Annotated in this window: 22 protein-coding genes and 1 pseudogene; 4 read left to right on the plus strand and 19 right to left on the minus strand. The window is 43.0% G+C overall.

Annotation, left to right across the window (positions count from 1 at the left end; translation table 11 throughout):
• Positions 1-28: 28 nt before the first annotated feature.
• The 3 genes from gerR to AAGG74_RS06160 form a co-directional block, all read right to left on the minus strand.
• Positions 29-610, minus strand: coding sequence for a sporulation-specific transcriptional regulator GerR (gene gerR, locus AAGG74_RS06150; protein ID WP_429674810.1), 582 nt, complete (start codon positions 608-610; stop codon positions 29-31).
• 145 nt (positions 611-755) lie between these two features.
• Positions 756-935: a 50S ribosomal protein L32 gene (gene rpmF / locus AAGG74_RS06155; RefSeq protein WP_003154457.1), complete on the minus strand. Its 180-nt coding sequence runs from the start codon at positions 933-935 to the stop codon at positions 756-758.
• 21 nt (positions 936-956) lie between these two features.
• Positions 957-1,475: a YceD family protein gene (locus AAGG74_RS06160; RefSeq protein ID WP_162101491.1), complete on the minus strand. Its 519-nt coding sequence runs from the start codon at positions 1,473-1,475 to the stop codon at positions 957-959.
• 45 nt (positions 1,476-1,520) lie between these two features.
• On the opposite strand from AAGG74_RS06160, the pseudogene AAGG74_RS06165 reads away from it, so the two are divergent.
• Positions 1,521-1,688 (plus strand): annotated as a pseudogene (locus tag AAGG74_RS06165) (hypothetical protein).
• The gene (locus AAGG74_RS06170) at positions 1,685-2,932 is read left to right on the plus strand and encodes a nucleotidyltransferase (RefSeq protein WP_429674811.1); all 1,248 of its coding nucleotides are present in this window, start codon (positions 1,685-1,687) and stop codon (positions 2,930-2,932) included. The pseudogene AAGG74_RS06165 and the gene AAGG74_RS06170 overlap by 4 nt, the downstream one beginning before the upstream one ends.
• 16 nt (positions 2,933-2,948) lie before the next feature.
• Here AAGG74_RS06170 and ddcP read toward each other — a convergent pair whose 3' ends face one another.
• Entirely contained in the window at positions 2,949-3,974 is a 1,026-nt protein-coding gene (gene ddcP / locus AAGG74_RS06175; RefSeq protein ID WP_429674812.1) for a protease DdcP, read from the minus strand.
• A gap of 1 nt (position 3,975) precedes the next feature.
• Positions 3,976-4,758, minus strand: coding sequence for a patatin family protein (locus AAGG74_RS06180; RefSeq protein WP_162101488.1), 783 nt, complete (start codon positions 4,756-4,758; stop codon positions 3,976-3,978).
• A gap of 180 nt (positions 4,759-4,938) precedes the next feature.
• Here AAGG74_RS06180 and spoVV point away from each other — a divergent pair, with 180 nt between their 5' ends.
• On the plus strand, positions 4,939-6,165 hold the full coding sequence (gene spoVV, locus AAGG74_RS06185) for a dipicolinic acid transporter SpoVV (protein ID WP_429674813.1): 1,227 nt from the start codon (positions 4,939-4,941) through the stop codon (positions 6,163-6,165).
• 11 nt (positions 6,166-6,176) lie between these two features.
• Here spoVV and coaD read toward each other — a convergent pair whose 3' ends face one another.
• The 8 genes from coaD to AAGG74_RS06225 form a co-directional block, all read right to left on the minus strand.
• On the minus strand, positions 6,177-6,662 hold the full coding sequence (gene coaD, locus AAGG74_RS06190; protein ID WP_162101486.1) for a pantetheine-phosphate adenylyltransferase: 486 nt from the start codon (positions 6,660-6,662) through the stop codon (positions 6,177-6,179).
• 4 nt (positions 6,663-6,666) lie between these two features.
• Positions 6,667-7,221, minus strand: a complete 555-nt coding sequence (rsmD, locus tag AAGG74_RS06195) for a 16S rRNA (guanine(966)-N(2))-methyltransferase RsmD (RefSeq protein ID WP_429674814.1) — start codon at positions 7,219-7,221, stop codon at positions 6,667-6,669.
• A gap of 322 nt (positions 7,222-7,543) precedes the next feature.
• Positions 7,544-7,816, minus strand: a complete 273-nt coding sequence (locus AAGG74_RS06200; RefSeq protein ID WP_162101484.1) for a YlbG family protein — start codon at positions 7,814-7,816, stop codon at positions 7,544-7,546.
• 54 nt (positions 7,817-7,870) lie between these two features.
• Entirely contained in the window at positions 7,871-8,320 is a 450-nt protein-coding gene (gene ricF, locus AAGG74_RS06205; RefSeq protein ID WP_162101483.1) for a regulatory iron-sulfur-containing complex subunit RicF, read from the minus strand.
• A 122-nt stretch (positions 8,321-8,442) separates the two neighbouring features.
• A complete protein-coding gene (locus tag AAGG74_RS06210; RefSeq protein WP_429674815.1) occupies positions 8,443-8,682 on the minus strand; it encodes a YlbE-like family protein in 240 nt (79 codons plus the stop codon).
• A gap of 15 nt (positions 8,683-8,697) precedes the next feature.
• Positions 8,698-9,096: a YlbD family protein gene (gene ylbD, locus AAGG74_RS06215; protein WP_429674816.1), complete on the minus strand. Its 399-nt coding sequence runs from the start codon at positions 9,094-9,096 to the stop codon at positions 8,698-8,700.
• A gap of 236 nt (positions 9,097-9,332) precedes the next feature.
• Positions 9,333-10,373 (minus strand): CAP domain-containing protein, encoded by a 1,041-nt coding sequence (locus tag AAGG74_RS06220; RefSeq protein ID WP_429674817.1) that lies wholly within the window; start codon positions 10,371-10,373, stop codon positions 9,333-9,335.
• A gap of 84 nt (positions 10,374-10,457) precedes the next feature.
• The gene (locus AAGG74_RS06225; protein ID WP_162101479.1) at positions 10,458-10,904 is read right to left on the minus strand and encodes a CBS domain-containing protein; all 447 of its coding nucleotides are present in this window, start codon (positions 10,902-10,904) and stop codon (positions 10,458-10,460) included.
• A 100-nt stretch (positions 10,905-11,004) separates the two neighbouring features.
• Here AAGG74_RS06225 and AAGG74_RS06230 point away from each other — a divergent pair, with 100 nt between their 5' ends.
• Positions 11,005-11,406: a YugN family protein gene (locus AAGG74_RS06230; RefSeq protein ID WP_429674818.1), complete on the plus strand. Its 402-nt coding sequence runs from the start codon at positions 11,005-11,007 to the stop codon at positions 11,404-11,406.
• A gap of 36 nt (positions 11,407-11,442) precedes the next feature.
• On the opposite strand, the gene ctaG is transcribed toward AAGG74_RS06230, so the two are convergent.
• The 6 genes from ctaG to cyoE form a co-directional block, all read right to left on the minus strand.
• A complete protein-coding gene (gene ctaG, locus AAGG74_RS06235) occupies positions 11,443-12,336 on the minus strand; it encodes a cytochrome c oxidase assembly factor CtaG (RefSeq protein WP_162101477.1) in 894 nt (297 codons plus the stop codon).
• 26 nt (positions 12,337-12,362) lie between these two features.
• On the minus strand, positions 12,363-12,695 hold the full coding sequence (ctaF, locus tag AAGG74_RS06240) for a cytochrome c oxidase subunit IVB (protein WP_162101476.1): 333 nt from the start codon (positions 12,693-12,695) through the stop codon (positions 12,363-12,365).
• 2 nt (positions 12,696-12,697) lie between these two features.
• The gene (ctaE, locus tag AAGG74_RS06245) at positions 12,698-13,321 is read right to left on the minus strand and encodes a cytochrome c oxidase subunit III (protein WP_162101475.1); all 624 of its coding nucleotides are present in this window, start codon (positions 13,319-13,321) and stop codon (positions 12,698-12,700) included.
• A complete protein-coding gene (gene ctaD / locus AAGG74_RS06250) occupies positions 13,321-15,189 on the minus strand; it encodes a cytochrome c oxidase subunit I (RefSeq protein WP_429674819.1) in 1,869 nt (622 codons plus the stop codon). Before ctaD ends, ctaE begins: the two co-directional genes overlap by 1 nt.
• A 32-nt stretch (positions 15,190-15,221) precedes the next feature.
• Positions 15,222-16,292 (minus strand): cytochrome c oxidase subunit II, encoded by a 1,071-nt coding sequence (gene coxB / locus AAGG74_RS06255; protein ID WP_162101473.1) that lies wholly within the window; start codon positions 16,290-16,292, stop codon positions 15,222-15,224.
• A gap of 239 nt (positions 16,293-16,531) precedes the next feature.
• Positions 16,532-17,449, minus strand: a complete 918-nt coding sequence (gene cyoE, locus AAGG74_RS06260; protein WP_162101472.1) for a heme o synthase — start codon at positions 17,447-17,449, stop codon at positions 16,532-16,534.
• Positions 17,450-17,766 lie beyond the last annotated feature (317 nt).

A 17,766-nucleotide genomic window follows, 5' to 3' on the forward strand; every position in this document is an offset into this window, starting at 1 on the left:
ACTCTAGGGCCGGTTCATTTCAGGCGTCTTACGTTTCTTGAGCCGCTTTTTTCATTCTTCCGTCTTCTTTTGAAACAACCATTTTTCTAGCCCGATCCATAATATCGATCAGTGCCTTGTAATCCTCTTCTGTCATCTCTAGCTGGTTCCTCAATGTTTGATTTTCGCTCCGTAAATCCTCTAGCTCTTTTTGCAGCGCTTCGATTCGCTCCTTCAACCTTTCCCTTTCGAGCTGAAATTCTTGTGCAGACGGTGTTTCTTTGAATTGTTCGAGAAATTGGATCACATCCTGAATGGACAGATCTCGTTTTCCTTCCGACGCTGCCCCGGCAGCCTGCTTCACGGAATTCGGCATATTGACCGAATGAACGCCAATTTGCTTCCTTAGTTCTTTTCTCTGTTTTTTCGCAAGTTCTATGCCTGACTGATATTGTTTTCTCACATAGGAGTTCCATCTGAAACCACAGGCTGCCGCGGTTCTGGTCAGCGCTCTTCCAACCTCCTCAAAGGCGGAAAGCTGTGTCCCCCCCTCTCGAATATGGCGAAGCACCACTTCTGCCAGCAGCAAATCCTCATCCTGAGTCCAAGCATCTTGTCTTGTAATGGTCAAATTCAATCCCCCTCCATGTCAGCTTATTTATCTCATACATATGCCGGTAATAGATTAGATAGACTATTTGCACTCACAAAATTTCCGCAAGCTGACAGGGAGAGAAAAAGAAAAAGCGCAGGGTTTTCACCCTGCGCTTTTCTTATTAGTTACTTTTTACATTTATGTCTTTGCCGTTGTATGATCCGCATGCTTTGCATACACGGTGAGACAATTTCATCTCTCCGCATGACGGACATTCTGTCATACCAGGTACATTAAGTTTGAAATGTGTACGGCGCAATCTTTTTTTCATTTTAGAAGTTCTTCTAAAAGGTACAGCCATTATTCCCACCTCCTTAAAGAGTTAAGATTCATCATCTTGTTTTAAGAGCTTTTCGAGGGCTGCAAGTCTCGGATCAACTTGATTCTTCTTGTCTTCCTCTGAAATGACTTGCCAGTCCTTTCCTTCTTGAGGAGCAGCTCCTTTTTTTTGTTCAGATTCACAAAAGATTTGCATAGGGATTTCTAAAAGAATTTCTTCTTTCACGATCGGAGTCAAGTCGATAGTATCGTCCTCAACGATGTGAACGTCATCATCTTCTATATCATCCGTCTGATGAAATATAAACAGTTCTTTTGTTGAAATTTCAAATGGATACGGAACATCAACGAGAGTTCTTGAGCATGGCAAAATCATTTCGCCTGATATCGTAAAATCAAACGAAACCTGTTTGGATTCGATATCCGCTCTGCCCTTCACCCGAACGGGAGAAATACTGCGAATGTCAGAATTCAGCTTTGTCAGCTCATTTAACTCAACTGTTTCATCAAACTCAAAACTTTGTTTCGACATTTGATGCAGCTGATAAATCGTCCATTTCATTTGTATCACCTCATGAAAGCAACAAACATGATTATAGCTTTTTAGATTGTTTTTGTCAATATTTTTTCTTTACAGCATAATGCTGCCATCCAAGCATCATTGACAGCCGAATATACGATGCATACACTTAAAATAAAAATATGACGTAAGAGTTTTCATTTGCAAATGTACCATACGTTTTTAAACATAGCAAGAAAGGCGGAAAAAATATGAAAGCAGTCGGATTGGTGGTTGAATATAACCCCTTTCATAACGGTCATCTTTATCATGCCCAAACAGCAAAGCGGCAAACCGGATGCGACACGGCTGTCGCGGTTATGAGCGGACATTTTTTACAGCGCGGCGAACCGGCTGTCGTATCAAAATGGGCCCGAACAAAAATGGCACTGCAAAGCGGAGTCGATCTTGTCATTGAGCTGCCATATTTGTATGCGGTGCAAAAAGCGGAGATTTTTGCACACGGCAGTGTTTCTATCCTGAATAAGCTTGGCTGCGAGGCGTTGTTTTTCGGGAGTGAAAATGGTGATATTAAGCCGTTTTTAGAAACGGCAAAACTTATTGATAAGCATAAACATACATTTGATCAGCGCCTGAAAGAAGAACTTAAAAAAGGTGCCAGTTATCCGGCCGCGTCAGCTATCGCCTTCAGCTCCATTTTACATACCGAAAGCGCACTTGATTTGTCAAAACCAAATAATATTCTGGGATACCATTATGTGACTTCCATTCTTTCCCGAGGATATCCGATCAAACCTTATACTGCGGCGCGCATCTCCTCGGACTATCATGATGCCGCCCTTCCTAAAGATGAAAACCATATTGCAAGCGCCACAAGCATCAGAAAGGCCATGATTGAACAGGAACTTGAAGCCTGCCTTCGTTTTCTTCCTGCTGCATCTGCACGCGAATTAGCACATTACCGTAAATCCTTCGGACTGTGGCATACGAATGAAAGCTATTTTTCTTACCTGAAATACAGCCTTTCAACTGTAACTTCACAGGAATTACAGGAAATATACGAAGTGGAGGAAGGCTTAGAGCACAGAATTCTCCGTTCAATCAGAAACAGCAGCTCCTATCAGGAATTTATGGAGCTGCTGAAAACGAAACGTTATACGTGGACAAGACTGCAACGAATGAACACACACATTTTAACCAGAACGAAAAAACAAGATGTGCACAAGCTGCTAAAAGACGAAGAGGTGCCGTATATCAGGCTTCTTGGCATGACGAAAAAGGGTCAGGCTTATTTATCGAAAAAGAAAAAAGCGATGTCCGTTCCGCTTGTCAGCAAATTGTCCTCTTTCTCTCATCCAGCTCTCGATATGGATATAAAAGCGAGCAGAATCTACAGCCTGCCGATAAAAGAACCGCTGAGAACTGAATTTGACCTGCAGGAGTACGGACACGCACCGCTTCGATATGACGAGGATGAACAATGTTTTTTGAACAGATAGCAGAAGCACCTGAGGATCAGGTGCTTTTCGCTTTCAGCTTATTCAAATAACCGATCGCATCCTGCACTGTATCAACAGGCACAATCTTCATATCTGAATCAATATCTTTTGCTGTTTTTACTGCGTTTTGATAATCGGAATTGCTGGCGCCATTTTGATTCGGCGCGAAGAAAATGTCTTTTCCGGCTTTGTCTGCAGCAACGACTTTTTGATCAATGCCGCCGATCGGGCCTACTTTTCCGTCAACATCAATCGTTCCTGTTCCCGCAATATCGTATCCTTTTGTTTCGTCCGGTTTTGTCAGCTGATTATAGATTTCAAGAGACATCATTAACCCTGCTGACGGGCCGCCGATATTTTCGATTTCAAAATCGATATCAGGTTTCACTTTGACGTTTCTGTCCGTATAGAGCGAAACTCCGATTCCTGCCCGATCTGGCTCATCAGGAAATTGTTTTAACGTAAGGGTGACGCGTTTTTCCTTTTCTTCTCTTTCGATTTTTAATGTGACTTTGTCTCCTGCTTTTTTGCTGCTGATATAATCAATCAGCTTTTCAGCAGACTGATAGATTTTTCCGTCTGCGCTGATGATTTTATCACCAACTTCTATTTTCCCTTTTGCAGGCATGTTTTTAACAACCGAGCTTGCGTATATGCCATTAAAGGAATAGCTGACTTTTTTTCCTGCCGTTTGATAGGCAGCTATCACCGCGTTTTCTTGCGAGCTTTTCATCATTTGGAGCTGCCTTTTCATATACTCCTTATCAGATTCACCTTCTGCCTTGATGCTTTCATCAGGAACAATTTCATAATAAGGGTGCATCTTTGCCCACACATATGTAAATGGGTTAGCCGGCCCCACTTTGACAGTCATTAAGGAAAGACTCCCTGTTTCCGGATAGCCTCCCTCCACTTTTATCAGCGGAGCAAGCTCTGTCGCTTCTCCCGGTTTTGTAATATAGTATGGAAGTTTTATAAATGATAAAACGGCAATCAGAATGAGGATGACAAGCATCCAGCTAAAATGTTTTTTACGTAGCAAATTATGAGCCCTCCCAATTCTCTATTTCTTTTCTTAACTTAGTGATCATTCGGTTTGTTGCCTCCTCGCCTGCTGATATCATGGCTTCAATATTGGCAAACGAACTGGAGCTGTATGTTTCAAGAGAAGGGCGAATCATGATATCTGCAGCGATCGTTTGATGTCGCACCAATTCATTTTGCAGTATATCCATACTTTGCATAATCACATCAAAAATATGCGCCGCCGTTTCGGTTTTTCGAACTCTGGAGACGTCCGAGGCGATGATGATATCAGCCCCCATGTCTTTTACAACAGAAACCGGGATTCGGTCGACGACAGCACCGTCTACAAGAAGACGGCCATCCAGCCTCTGCGGAATAAAGATACCCGGAATGCTGATGCTGGCCCGCACCGCATCTGACACAGACCCTTCGCGGAACACAATCTTTTCTCCTGTCTGTAAATCACACGCCACAATAGCCAGCGGGATTTGGAGCTCTTCGATCGGTTTTCCGAAAGTATAAGCATATACAAGCTGCCTGACGCGGTCACCTTTTAGAAACCCAAGTCTAGGCACGGTATAATCAGCATAAAACCTCCGTTTAAAGGCTTTGGCCACCTTTTTCATCGTTTCCACGTCCTGGCCGGCGGCATAGAAACTGCCCACCAAAGCGCCCATGCTGCTCCCCGCAATCATATCAACTTCAATTTGGTGCTTATGTAAACTGGAAAGCACACCGAGATGAGCGAGGCCTCTGGCCCCTCCAGATCCTAATGCTAACCCGATTTTAGGTTTGGCCAACATGTTAACCTCCTGCCTGAATTCTCTGTATACCGAATTCTATGGTCTAAACTGAACCCCTATGCTCGTATATTAGTACAAAGAATCAAGAGGACAGGTACTGCTTGGCCGTTTCGTGTCATACATTATTTTACCATGATATACATATCATTGGGCATTTTTAGCATCGGGGAGGTAAGAATGAACTTGTCGAAGATTCATACACTTTTGATTGCTTCATTTTTTCTTTTTTTAACAGCGACTGTCATCTCACATCCGCAGGCCTCATTCGAAGCCTCTAAAACCGGGCTTTCTATGTGGTGGGAGGTTGTGTTTCCGTCATTGCTCCCATTTTTCATTTTGTCTGAACTTCTCATCGGTTTTGGCATCGTGCGGTTTGTCGGTGTTTTGCTTGAGCCTTTTATGCGGCCGATCTTTCGCGTACCCGGTGTCGGCGGCTTCGTTCTTGCTATGGGAATGGCTTCTGGCAACCCGGCGGGAGCAAAACTTACCGCCCGTCTGCGCCAGGAAAAACAGATTTCAAGAGTAGAAGCAGAACGGCTGGCGTCGTTTACCAATTCTTCAAACCCGCTCTTTATTTTCGGCGCTGTTGCTGTCGGTTTCTTTCAAAACGCGTCATTAGGCATTTTATTGGCTTCCGCACACTATTTAGGGAATCTGGCTGTCGGTTTAACGATGCGCTCTTATGGCCGTAAGGAGGAGCAATATCTCAGAAGAAAGAAAACTATACCTTTCCCTTCGGTCAAAGATGCTTTACACGCTCTGCATACAGCAAGGCTTGCGGAAAAACGGCCTCTTGGCAAAATTTTAGGCGACGCTGTAACGTCTTCTGTTCAAACGCTTCTTATGGTTGGCGGCTTTATTATTTTATTTTCTGTCTTTAACCGGCTGTTATCTGTCGTGCAGCTGACTGATATTCTGTCTGTTTTCACAAAAGGCGTGCTGGCCTTGTTTCAGCTTCCGGCAAAATTGGACATTCCTCTTTTATCCGGAATGTTTGAAATTACATTAGGAAGCAAGCTTGTCAGCGAGACAGATGTTTCCCTTCTACAAAAAGCCATTGTCGTCAGCTTCATTCTCGGGTTTAGCGGTTTTTCTGTGCAAGCTCAAGTGGCAGGTATTTTATCGGAAACCGATATCAGATTCAAACCATTCTTTATCGCACGTTTGCTGCAGGGTGTTTATGCCGCCGTCTTCGTCATGCTTTTATGGAAGCCGCTTTACACATCATGGCATGCTCCGTATCAGTATGTATTCAAGTCTCTTCATGACAGTGAAATGCCAACTGCTTTTATCAACGGCTGGAATTTGCTCGTGCAGAGTGGGCCTGCTGTCACATTATGCGCGCTGTTTACGTACATTATCATTTTTTCTTACAGACTGACAAACGGCACAAAAAAAGGATGAGTCAAAAACCCTCATCCTTGTCTGAATTTTCGCTGAAGCGCCAGCTCTACTTCCGGCGGCACAAACTCTGATACCGCCCCATTGTATTTTGCCACTTCTTTTACGATGCTTGAGCTTAAAAATGAATATTGGTTGTTTGTCATCATAAAAAACGTCTCAATGGATTCGTCAAGCACACGGTTTACAGATGTCCCCTGCATCTCGTATTCAAAATCAGATACCGCTCTCAAGCCTCTTAAAATCGCTTTCGCATGTTTACTTTTTGCATAATCAATTAACAGCCCTTGTGACGTTTCAACTGTGATGTTCGGAATGTCTTTTGTTACTTCTCTCAGAAGCTCACACCGCTCTTCAACACTGAACAAAGGCTTTTTTGAAGAGTTATTCAGCACACATACATACACTTGTTCAAAAATATGCGCCCCGCGTCTGATGATGTCCAGATGCCCATAGGTCACCGGGTCAAAACTGCCGGGACAGACAGCTATACTCGCCACATCACTACCCCCTCTTTTTATAGATCGCGACACCAGTAAGCCCGTAGGTTTCTTTTCTTGTTATCTCAAGATCTCCTACGCTTTCGGGAAGCTCGACCTCTCTGTCATGTTCAGCAACGATAAAGCCGCCTTCTTCCAGCATTTGATATTCATCAATTATCGTTAAAAGGGCTTTCAGCTTTTGTTCCTTATACGGCGGGTCAAGAAAAATTCCGCGGAAGCCATTTTCTCTTTTTGCAGCGGCGTGTAAAGCCCGCTCCGCATCATTGCGGTATACTTGTGCATGTTTTGTAAGCTCCAGCGTTTTTAAATTTGACTTTACTGTTTGAATCGCTTTGAAATCGCGGTCAACAAATATACAATGCTCAAACCCGCGTGAAAGCGCTTCAATTCCAAGACCTCCGCTTCCTGCGAATAAGTCAAGGCCTCTGCCCCCGTCAAAATAAGGGCCAATCATATTGAAAATGGATTCCTTCACTTTGTCGGTTGTCGGTCTTGTTGATGTTCCCGGCACAGCCTTTAGTGAACGGCCTTTTTTTGATCCAGAAATTACTCTCATGTTCCACACCACTTTTTCTAAAAGCTATTTTGTTTTATGGCGGACAAGCGCCGCTATGTACATAGAAAAAAATCAATCCTATCTTAACACAAAGCATTCTTTCAAACAATGAACACTATTCTTAATAAACGGGTGTATAGGCAGAATAATCCTTGTCCATACTATAAGCAACAGCATCTAGAGGATGTTGTTGCCAACCGCGGAGAAGACTTACGTTTCCCCATAAGTTCTTCCTCCGGTTTCTCCTCTCCCTTTGCCTTCTCCTTAACATGTTAAGGAATAGAAGGACCCCGCAGAAGTCTGCGGGGATTTTTTTATACAGCTATATGCCGATTTTATAATCGTATTCTTTTGCTTTATCCAGCTTTGACTCGAATTCCAATTTTAAAAACGGTTTATAAGAAGGCACTACTTTTTTCACAAAAGAGTAAGACGCAATCTTGTCCATTGTTTTTTCAATTTGCTCCATATCACAATACAGCACGACATATTTCAAGCGTTTTGATACATAGTGCACATTTCCGAATTTCCTCAGCATTTTGCTTTGCTTTAAGGAATGCAGATACACAACCATGCCCTGGCGTTTATTCTCCAATACAATCACCTGCCTGATCTCTCTTATATGTAAAAGACGAGACGGCCAGTCTCGTCAGGATACTTTGCATCCGCAGCTTCCGCCTGAACCGCAGCCGCCTCCGCATGAAGACAAACCGTCAAAATAAGGGTTCCCAGTCGGAACTTTAACATGCGCTGAAACAGCCGTCCCAATCTCGACGCTAACCTCATCTAAAATAGACTGGAGCTCATTTTCAGCTCTCTTGAAGTCAGCCACCTTATCGTTCAGGTCCAGCTCCCGCTTGATCTCCCTCATTTTCCGGGATATTTCTCTATAGTCAGGATGATATTTGCCAAAACGCTGTACATCCTCATACTGCTCTTTTATTTTGATAAAAGAACGAATAATCCGCCCTGCCTCTTCATCTTCCTGGAGACGCTTGTAACAATTGCGGTAGTTCTCAGCCGTCTCCGACTGCAGAATCATCTCGGCAAGCTGCTGAGCTTCGCTTTGAAGCCGCACGGATTCTATCGTAGCATACATAACATGCACCTCCAGTTGTTAGTTTACCACGAAACCAGCCAATTGGAAAATGCTTAACCCCGACGTCCGAAAATAATCTCCGTGTGTTTATAGGATAAAAAAAGACCCGAGGAGAGGGTCTTTTAATCTTTTGTCCGCATCGTTTGAAACATTTGCATCATCATCTGCGCCATTTGAATCCCATTTGTAAATTGGTTCACCCGGTGCGGGATGGTTTTTTCATAAAAATTCATCATCTCAAGCTGAAAGGTAGACAGATCATCCGGTTTTCTCGAGAGTCTGCGGTACCATATCGGCTGTTCTCTGATAAATCGTTTTCGTTCTTCGTTTGCTGAAATAAATTCCTGAACCTCTTTGCGCATACGAGCTCCCCTTTTTTAATCCTTTCGAAAAGAAAAAGGCTGCTGTCCAGAACCTGGCTGAGATTGCTTCTGGCCACTTCCGGAAAATGTATGAAGAAGACTTTGCAAAGATGAAATCGACTGGCTCATTTTATTGATTTGTTCGTTCATTTGATTGGCATCCATCTTTTTCACCGCTGTGACCATTTTCGAAACAAAATCATTTTTTTCCGATGGCTCTGGCACAGTTTCCACAACTTCTTTCGATTCCCGATATGGATCCCAAATCGGATCGCTCTCCCCGAAAAGGACCCAATTTTCATAGACGTCCTGCCAGCTTCTTTGTTCTTTGCGCACTTCTTTTATCAGCTTGGGATGCTTTTTAACGAATTGTTTAAAGTCATTAATTGAATGCTCGGCAGATTGCTTCGCCACAATCCTCACCCCCTCCGAAAATCGTTACCTACTACAATGTATCGTTTTGTCAGGCCTTGTGTTCGCCTATATTCGTTCCTGCATAAATATGTTTAGCTTGCCTCATACTTCTCTATAGCCGCCTTATTGAAAGATTGGGAATTCACATCCCTCTATTACGATCAGCATGTGTATTCATCTCCTATACTTTTATGAAAATAAAAAAAGCCGAGGAACCATTTGTCCGCGGCTTTTCGTTACCATCGCTTAATAAAATTTTGTGTGTAATATTTTCGGTCTACCCCAACACCGAGATGTGTATAATCTGAATTCAGAAGCGCCTTTCGATGGCCTTCGCTGTTCAGCCAGCCTTCTACGACAGCCGGACCATCGACATAATTGTATGCAATATTTTCTCCCGCTTGCTGAAAGTCAACATGCCCATCTTCTAAGCGGTCTTTCAGGGTGCCATATGTTTTAGAGACATGGGAAAAATAATTATTTTCCTTCATATCCTCGCTATGTCCAAATGCTACCTCCGCTGTTGGCTGATCCCACTCAAGCTTCGCAAGCCCGTATTTAACGCGAATGACATTCGTCAAATCAAGTATTTGCTTTTCGCTCGTTGTTTGGATTTTTTCCCACTTCTCATCTGAAACAGCTTCCGGCTTCATTAATTCACCGCGATATACAACCTCATAAGGCCTCTGCTTGACAAAAGTTTGCGCATCAAACGCCCTTATGCTGGATAGCTTCCCTTCAAATTTGTCCATATACAGCTGTACATACATCTTTCCTACCTTAACAGTCGGTCTCGTATTGATGTCCTCTTCAGAAAACTCAAACCGGTAGGAATTTCCTTTATATTCCACATTTACAAACGGTGCCACCTGAGTCGTCTTGAATACTTCTCCGATAGATTCACCAATTTTGAAAGGTTTTGCGTTGATATCATTCCCAGCCGCAAATAATGTAACCACTTTGTTGTTTAATACCCCGATTTGGATATATTGGTCTTTTCCTTGATTGTAAATCCACCAATCGTAATCATAAGCTGACGGGTCAATGCGTTCAGGTTTCCCCAGCTTTTTCGTTACATCATCAGCAGACTTGCCCATAAAGGACAACAATCCTGAAGTCGGCATATGTATTCGTTTGCCGCTTTGCGCTTCCTCATTCGACACCTGAGGTTCGCTGTCATTTGATTTTTTTTCAGGAACAGATCCATATTGAATAAACAGAACATAAGTTCCGGCAATAATCAAGAGGATTACCATTGCTCTCAATATATTTTTCAATCTATCACCCCCGTGGTGAATCACAAAGTCTTGACTTACACCTCATTACAATACAGCCTATTTCACATGTCAAAGATTTATGTGTTAATGAAAAAAGCCTTCTTCTCTATTATCCCCCTCGGAAATTTCCGATAAGGCGCTGCCGGCACGTTCATCCGTTTGCTCAGATAATGAAAGATCACCCAGCGTGACAATACCAATCAGCTTTTTGTTTTTTGTAACAGGTATCCTTCTGAGCTGATGGGATGCCATCAAATGAAGAACCTCATCAACTGATGCGTCTTCCTCTACACTGACAGGTTTTTCGGTCATCGCATCAGTGATTTTTTGCGAGTTTGGTTTTTTCATGGCGATTCCTCTTAGCACGAGATCACGGTCAGTCACAATGCCGACCAGTGTTTCTCCATCCTTATCAACTACAGGAATTGCACCTACATTCGCGTCTTTCATCTTTACTGCAGCTTCATATACATTATCTAATACCGTACAATATTGCAAGCTGGCTGTCATTAGTTCCTTTATTTTTGTCATCCGTATAACCTCCTTTAGCCTAGTGCTATTGTCGTCATTATTTCATTTTTGCATACTTTCAAAAGAAGAAGATTCATTGAAAGTTTAACGCTTTCATACTATGATTGTCAGGAAAGATCATTTTTATAAGGAGGGGTTGGTATTGAAGTTTAATGAAAGCGGACTTGAAGGGGTAAAGGCTGAGCTCAGTTGGCTGGATGACTTGATGGAAAGCAAAGGCCTCGTCAGGGCAGGTCAATGGGATTACGAAAGAGTCACCTATGATAAGAAGTTTTCGACGGTTGAGGGTACGTTTTATCTGCGAATACAGGGTATTGCCACAGAAGGTGATATCGGAAGCGGCCGAGCCGTGATTCAATTAATGTCCCCTCTCTTAGGAAAGCATTACTACCCGCACGGCGTAGAATATGGAGAAACGGAAGCGTTTCCCGTACAGGTTGTGACAAAAAGCAAGGCATTGATTCAAGACATATCTGACTTATTAAAAACCGTTCAAATGTAATAAAAATAAAAAGGTACAGCATCTTCGCTGTACCTTTTATGATATCGTTTGCTGAATATACGGCGGCTCCTCCTGCCCGTCCTTTTCTCTCTCTTTCTTTACCCATTGAAAAAAAACAATCGCCAAAAAAGTACCATACACAATTTCCTGAATAATTTTCATCATAACTGCTCCGAGCTGCTGATCCTCTAACAAAGGCAAAGTATTTAACATCTCCGGTCCTGTTAATGGAACCTGTCCCATCATATCCGCGGGCACACAAAGCTTCATGGCCTCTGCCCATATTGTCGGATCTGTATAGGTGGCATATAAAGGCGCGCCGCTGAACATAATCAGCGCGCAAGCAGGCGTAAGCAGCATACCGTCTGCCATAATATAACCCAGCTTCATCAAGCCGCTGAGCTGCCGAAGCCGCTCTACCTTATGAACAAGCGGCCACCACATGAAAAACGCAAGCACAAAGATGAGCCAAGTCATTAATGTATGAGAAAGCAAATCTGTTTTGACAGTATCAAAAATAAGCGGAACATGATACATAGAAAAAATGCCGTTGAACAAAAGCAAAGCAATTAAAGGGGTCGTAAAAAATATAAAAAACGGTTTAATGGCAGGCCTGAAAATGATTTTCTCCCAAAGCCATGCAGGAATTCCCGCAATCAACAGCGGCGGGACGACCAAATACAAAACAGCCATCTGCACCATATGCGCGCTGAACATAATATGTCCGAGCAGATCAACCGGACTTCCCTCGGCTGCATATAAAAACAGCATTGCCGAAAGAAAGCACGCCATCTCTTTACCTGTTATCCGATTTGGTTTTGAGCGCATTCGCCTATAAAAATAAACATAAAGCACCGTAATGCCTAACAGGATACAAAAAAGATAAGGGCTCCACATCGCGCGAAACCCAAACACATCTAACTGATTCATTTCTTCACCTCCGGCGGCTGTTCAAATTACCACCATATTATTGTGACAAACGCAAGCACAGTGATGAATGCGACAAACATTCCTGAATATAAAAACAGTGCCGGCGCTTCATGCCCTTTTTGATTCATATGCATGAAATAATACAGCTGGAAGATGACTTGAACTGCAGCAAGCAAAATAATGAAAGGAATCGTAAACCAGCTGCCTACACCGTCTGCTGCCACTGTCAGAAATGCAACAATCGTAAGACCGATCATTAACCCAAAAGACAGAACCTGATATTTCATCTCCTGAGCATGCTTCTTTTTCTTGAATTCAAGATCGCTGTTGATAGGCTCTTTGCTTTTTTTACCGACCATGTTTATCCCACCATCCCCATTAAATATACAACGGTAAAGATGAAGACCCACACGACATCAATAAAGTGCCAATAAAGACTGGCAACATAAAACTTAGGCGCCGTATACAGATTCAAGCCCCTTTTGGCATTGCGAATCATCAGTGCGCTGATCCACATCAGCCCAAATGCCACGTGAGCGCCGTGTGTACCGACAAGCGTGTAAAACGCGGAACCGAGCGCAGAGCTTGTGATCGTAAAACCATACTCATGAGTGTAATGCTTAAACTCATAGATTTCCAATCCTAAAAAGCCGGCCCCCAATAAGATTGTCATTCCAAGCCAAAGCTGCATTTTGCCGAAAGAAAAGTTCTTCATGTGGTACATCGCGTACACACTCGTTAAACTGCTCGTTAATAATAGCATTGTGGCGATAAACACAAGTGTTACATCAAACATTTCCGTTGTAGGCGGATCACCGGCGTTTGAATTCCGGAGTGCGAGAAATGTTGCGAAGAGAGACGCAAACAAAACTGTCTCTCCCCCAAGAAAAAGCCAGAACCCTAAAAATTTATTTTTTCCTTCCAGTGTTACTTTTTCAGGAGAAGCTGGAAAGGTTTCCGCGGTGAATTTTTCTTGCGTTTGCATTATGCCTTCACCCCTTTATCATCGTTCGGCAGTTCCTCTTTATGAATATGATAGCCGTGATCATCAATGACTGAACGAAGCAGCATCGTAATAAAAGTAATGCCGAGTCCGATAAAGATCACTGGCAGGCCCCAAGCGTAATCGCTTCTGTACAGCAGCCCGAACGCTGCGACAAAAAGACCGAAGGAAATGACAAGCGGCAGGATTGAGCCGTTCGGCATATGAATATCATCAACCGGTTCAGCCGGCGTCATTGATTTGTGTCCCGCCTGCTTCTCGATCCAGAACGGGTCAAGCCCTCTGACAAAAGGAAGCTGTTTAAAGTTATACTCAGGCGGCGGTGAAGAAACAGTCCATTCAAGCGTACGTCCGTCCTGCCATGGATCAGCTCCTGCATATTCGCCTTTTACCGATGTCCAAATGACATTGACCAGCAGAAGAATAACTGCTGCTGCCATAAAAAACGCCCCGATCGTACTGATCAAGTTTCCGGTCTCAAGACCCTGCCCTGGCAAAAAGGTATAAACCCGGCGCGGCATTCCCATTAAACCGACAAAATGCTGAATGAAAAACGTGAGATGAAAACCGATAAAAAACAAAACAAATGAAATTTTCCCCATCGTTTCATGCAACATTTTACCGAACATTTTCGGCCACCAGAAATGAACACCGGCTAAAAGGCCAAATACCACACCGCCAATAATGACATAGTGGAAATGTGCCACCACAAAATACGTATCATGAAACTGATAATCAGCCGCAGCCGCTGCCAGCATGACTCCCGTCACACCGCCGAGCACAAAGGAAGGAATAAAGGAGACAGCATACAGCATAGCGGTCGTATACTTCACATTCCCTCCCCAAATCGTCAAAAGCCAGTTAAAAATTTTAATTCCTGTCGGTATCGCGATAGCCATTGTAGCAACCGCAAAGATCGCATTTGCAATCGGGCCGAGACCAGTCGTAAACATGTGATGCACCCAAACCATAAAGCCCAGAAACCCAATGAGAACAATCGCGAAAACCATTGATGAATATCCAAACAAACGTTTTCTGGCAAACACAGGGATGACCTCTGAAAAAATACCGAATGCAGGTAAAATTAAGATATAAACCTCCGGATGGCCAAAAATCCAAAATAAATGCTCCCAAATAACCGTATTTCCGCCAAGCTCCGGATTAAAGAAATTGGTGCCGAACAGCCGATCGAGCATCATGAGAGCCAATCCGGCCGTAAGCGGCGGAAACGCAAATAAAATCAAAGCAGAAGACACAAATGTCGTCCATGTAAACAGAGGCAGCCTCATATACGTCATGCCAGGGGCCCTCATATTGATAATCGTGGCTAAAAAGTTAATCCCGGCTATCAGCGTCCCAAGCCCGGATATTTGCAGTCCCAGGACGAAAAAGTCTATGCCGTGCCCGGCAGAATGAAGCGAAAGTGAGGCGTATGCCGTCCATCCTGCGTCTGGCGCTCCGCCTAAAAACCAGCTTAGATTTAAGAAAATACCCCCAAAAAAGAAGAGCCAAAAACCGAGCGCGTTTAAAAATGGAAACGAAACGTCTCTGGCGCCAATCTGTAAAGGCACAACCGCATTCATCAAGGCAAATAAAAGCGGCATCGCAGCCAGAAAAATCATTGTCGTCCCGTGCATTGTCATTACTTCATTGTACGCTTGAGCACTGAGAAACACATTTTCCGGCTGTGCAAGCTGAATTCTGATAAACATCGCTTCGATTCCGCCGACAAGAAAGAAGAATCCTCCGGCGATCAAGTAAAGAATTGCAATTTTTTTATGGTCCACCGTCGTCAAATAATCCCAAAGTATAGATCCGCGCGTCCGCTTTTCTGTAAGCGCATTCAACATATGTGACCTCCCCCAATATCTCCCTTTCTTCCCTACTTGCTTTCCGTTTTTAAGCCTTTTAAGTATTCATAAAGCGCATCTGTTTCACTGTCTGAGAGCTTCGGATAAGTTCCTGTCATTTTGTTGCCCGGTTTTATGCTCTCAGGATCTTTCATCCAAGCTTTCACATTTTCTTCGTTGGCGTCTTTCACTCCTGCCACTTTTGCCCTTTCGCCAAATGTCGCCAAATTAGGGGCTGTTCTTGCTGCTTCAGCACGCTTATCATTCGGCTCTACCGCATGGCAGCTCAGGCAGTTTTTCTCTTTAAACAGTTCCTCGCCCTGCTTAGCCAGATCACTCTCAGCTGTGGACTTATAGCTTTTCATTTCTTTTGTCCAGCCCTGAAAATCCTTTGCAGACATCGTCTTCACCTTAAAATCCATCAGCGCGTGTGACGGGCCGCAAAGCTCTGCACACTTCCCAAAAAACATATCTCCTGCCTCTTTGCTTCTTTTTGAATCAAATGTCAAGAAAAACTTATTTTCGTTATCGGTATTCGTATCAAGTTTTCCTCCAACTGAAGGAATCCAGAAGGAATGTTTTACATCTGAAGCTTTTAGATTAAAATATACACGCTGGTCTGTCGGCACAATCAGCTCCTGACTTGTGATAATGCCGTAATCAGGATATTCAAACTCCCACCAATATAAATTTGCCCGGACATTGACTACAAGCGCATCCTCAGCTTTGCGGCTTTTCTTATCCATTGGTGATGTATCTGCCAGCTCAAGGGTATATAATACAACAGGGATCACAAGAATAATGAGCAGCAGAATCGGTATCACAGTCCATGTAATTTCTAAAAATTTATTCCCCTCTACCTGTTTCGGTATCGTGTTCTCACCGATCCGTGATCTTCTGAATCTCACAATCACATAAAAGAAGATAACAGATACTACTGCAACAACGATCACCATAATCAATGTGCTGAGCACTGTCAGATGATACTGCTTATCAGCCACCTCGCCAGCAGGCTTGAGCGTGGATAAAAAAGGTTTTCCACATCCGCTTAATAGAAGCGGCACTACGGCTAGTAATAAAATAAGACGCCAATGCTTTACCATTTCACCCAACCCCTTTTTTGTCAATACAAAGGCGGAAAGCAGACTTGAAATCTATCGCAATCCAGCCTACCCAAAATAAAGCACTTACATTTCCACTTCTCTTAAATTATGATTTTTTTTACTCAAAATGCCATCTATGTATAAAAGTAAAGCCGCCTGATTAAACAAGAGGTCAAGGCGGCATTTACTAGTTGTCATCGTTTATTTTGAAGCAATAAAACATACAACATATCTATTTTTTAGAAAAGAGTTAAGACTACCATGGCAACAAAATAGATTGTCATGTAGTTGAGCGAGTAAACGAACATCTGCGTTGCCCACTTCATGATATTTTTGGAGCGGAAGCCCATTAAACCGAGAATCAGCCAGCCGATATTTAACAGCACACCGAGGATGACAATCGGAAGACCAAGGCTTCCAAGGAAAAATGGAAGCGGCATCAGGCATGCAACCCACACAATAATTTGTCTTTTTGTCACTTCAAATCCATATACGACAGGAAGCATCGGGATATTTGCAGCTCTATAATCCTCTGTTTTCTTAATAGCTAATGCTAAGAAGTGAGGAATCTGCCAAATAAATAAAATCATGAATAATACCCATGCTACGACACCGATATGGCCTTCTACTGCCGTCCATCCAATAAGCGGCGGCACTGCACCGGAAACACTTCCTACTACTGTGTTAATCGTATAGCGGCGCTTCGTCCACATTGTGTACAATACAACATACGTAAAGACTCCGATAAAACCAATAACAGCAGCCATGACAGTTGTCATCAGCAGCATGATCAATCCTAAAGCAACCAGCAAAATTCCAGACCATAATGCCTGATTCGGCTGAATTTTACCTGTAACCGTCGGTCTTACTTTCGTACGCTCCATGACATGGTCGATATCTCGATCATACCAGTTATTGATCGCACAGGAACCAGCAATAATCAGAGAAGACCCGATTAATGTCAGAAGAACGGTGTTTATATTGCCTAAAAAACTCAAACCGGAAATATGAAGTGCAAGCCACATTCCAGTAAAAGTCGTGATGAGGTTAGAATTGACGATCCCTATTTTAATGAGGGACAGAAAATCTTTCCATGCTGTTGTTTCTTCAATTTGTCCGTCTATAGCTGTATCATTTAAGATTCTGGAGTTAGCCATAACGTAAACCTCCCTTACAAACCTAAAGCAGGCGAAAAAAACCTGCTACTCTATCATACAAGATAACATCTTGTAAAAAAACATCCTATTAAATATTAAACGACAAACAGGAATTTATTTGTGAACTTTTTATGAATTTTATCACAAATGAAGACATTTGCTAAATCGGCAGTGCGTTTACCTTATTTCTATCAGACCCGGCATAAATAATCAAGTATACATTTTCCAGAAAGGCGCATTCTATTATATTTTTGTGAACAAAAGACGCTAGGAATTGCCTCAAAACACATATTCGCTTACACTTGGAACGTATATAA

Source organism: Bacillus mexicanus (assembly GCF_050445615.1).
Lineage (GTDB): Bacteria > Bacillota > Bacilli > Bacillales > Bacillaceae > Bacillus > Bacillus mexicanus.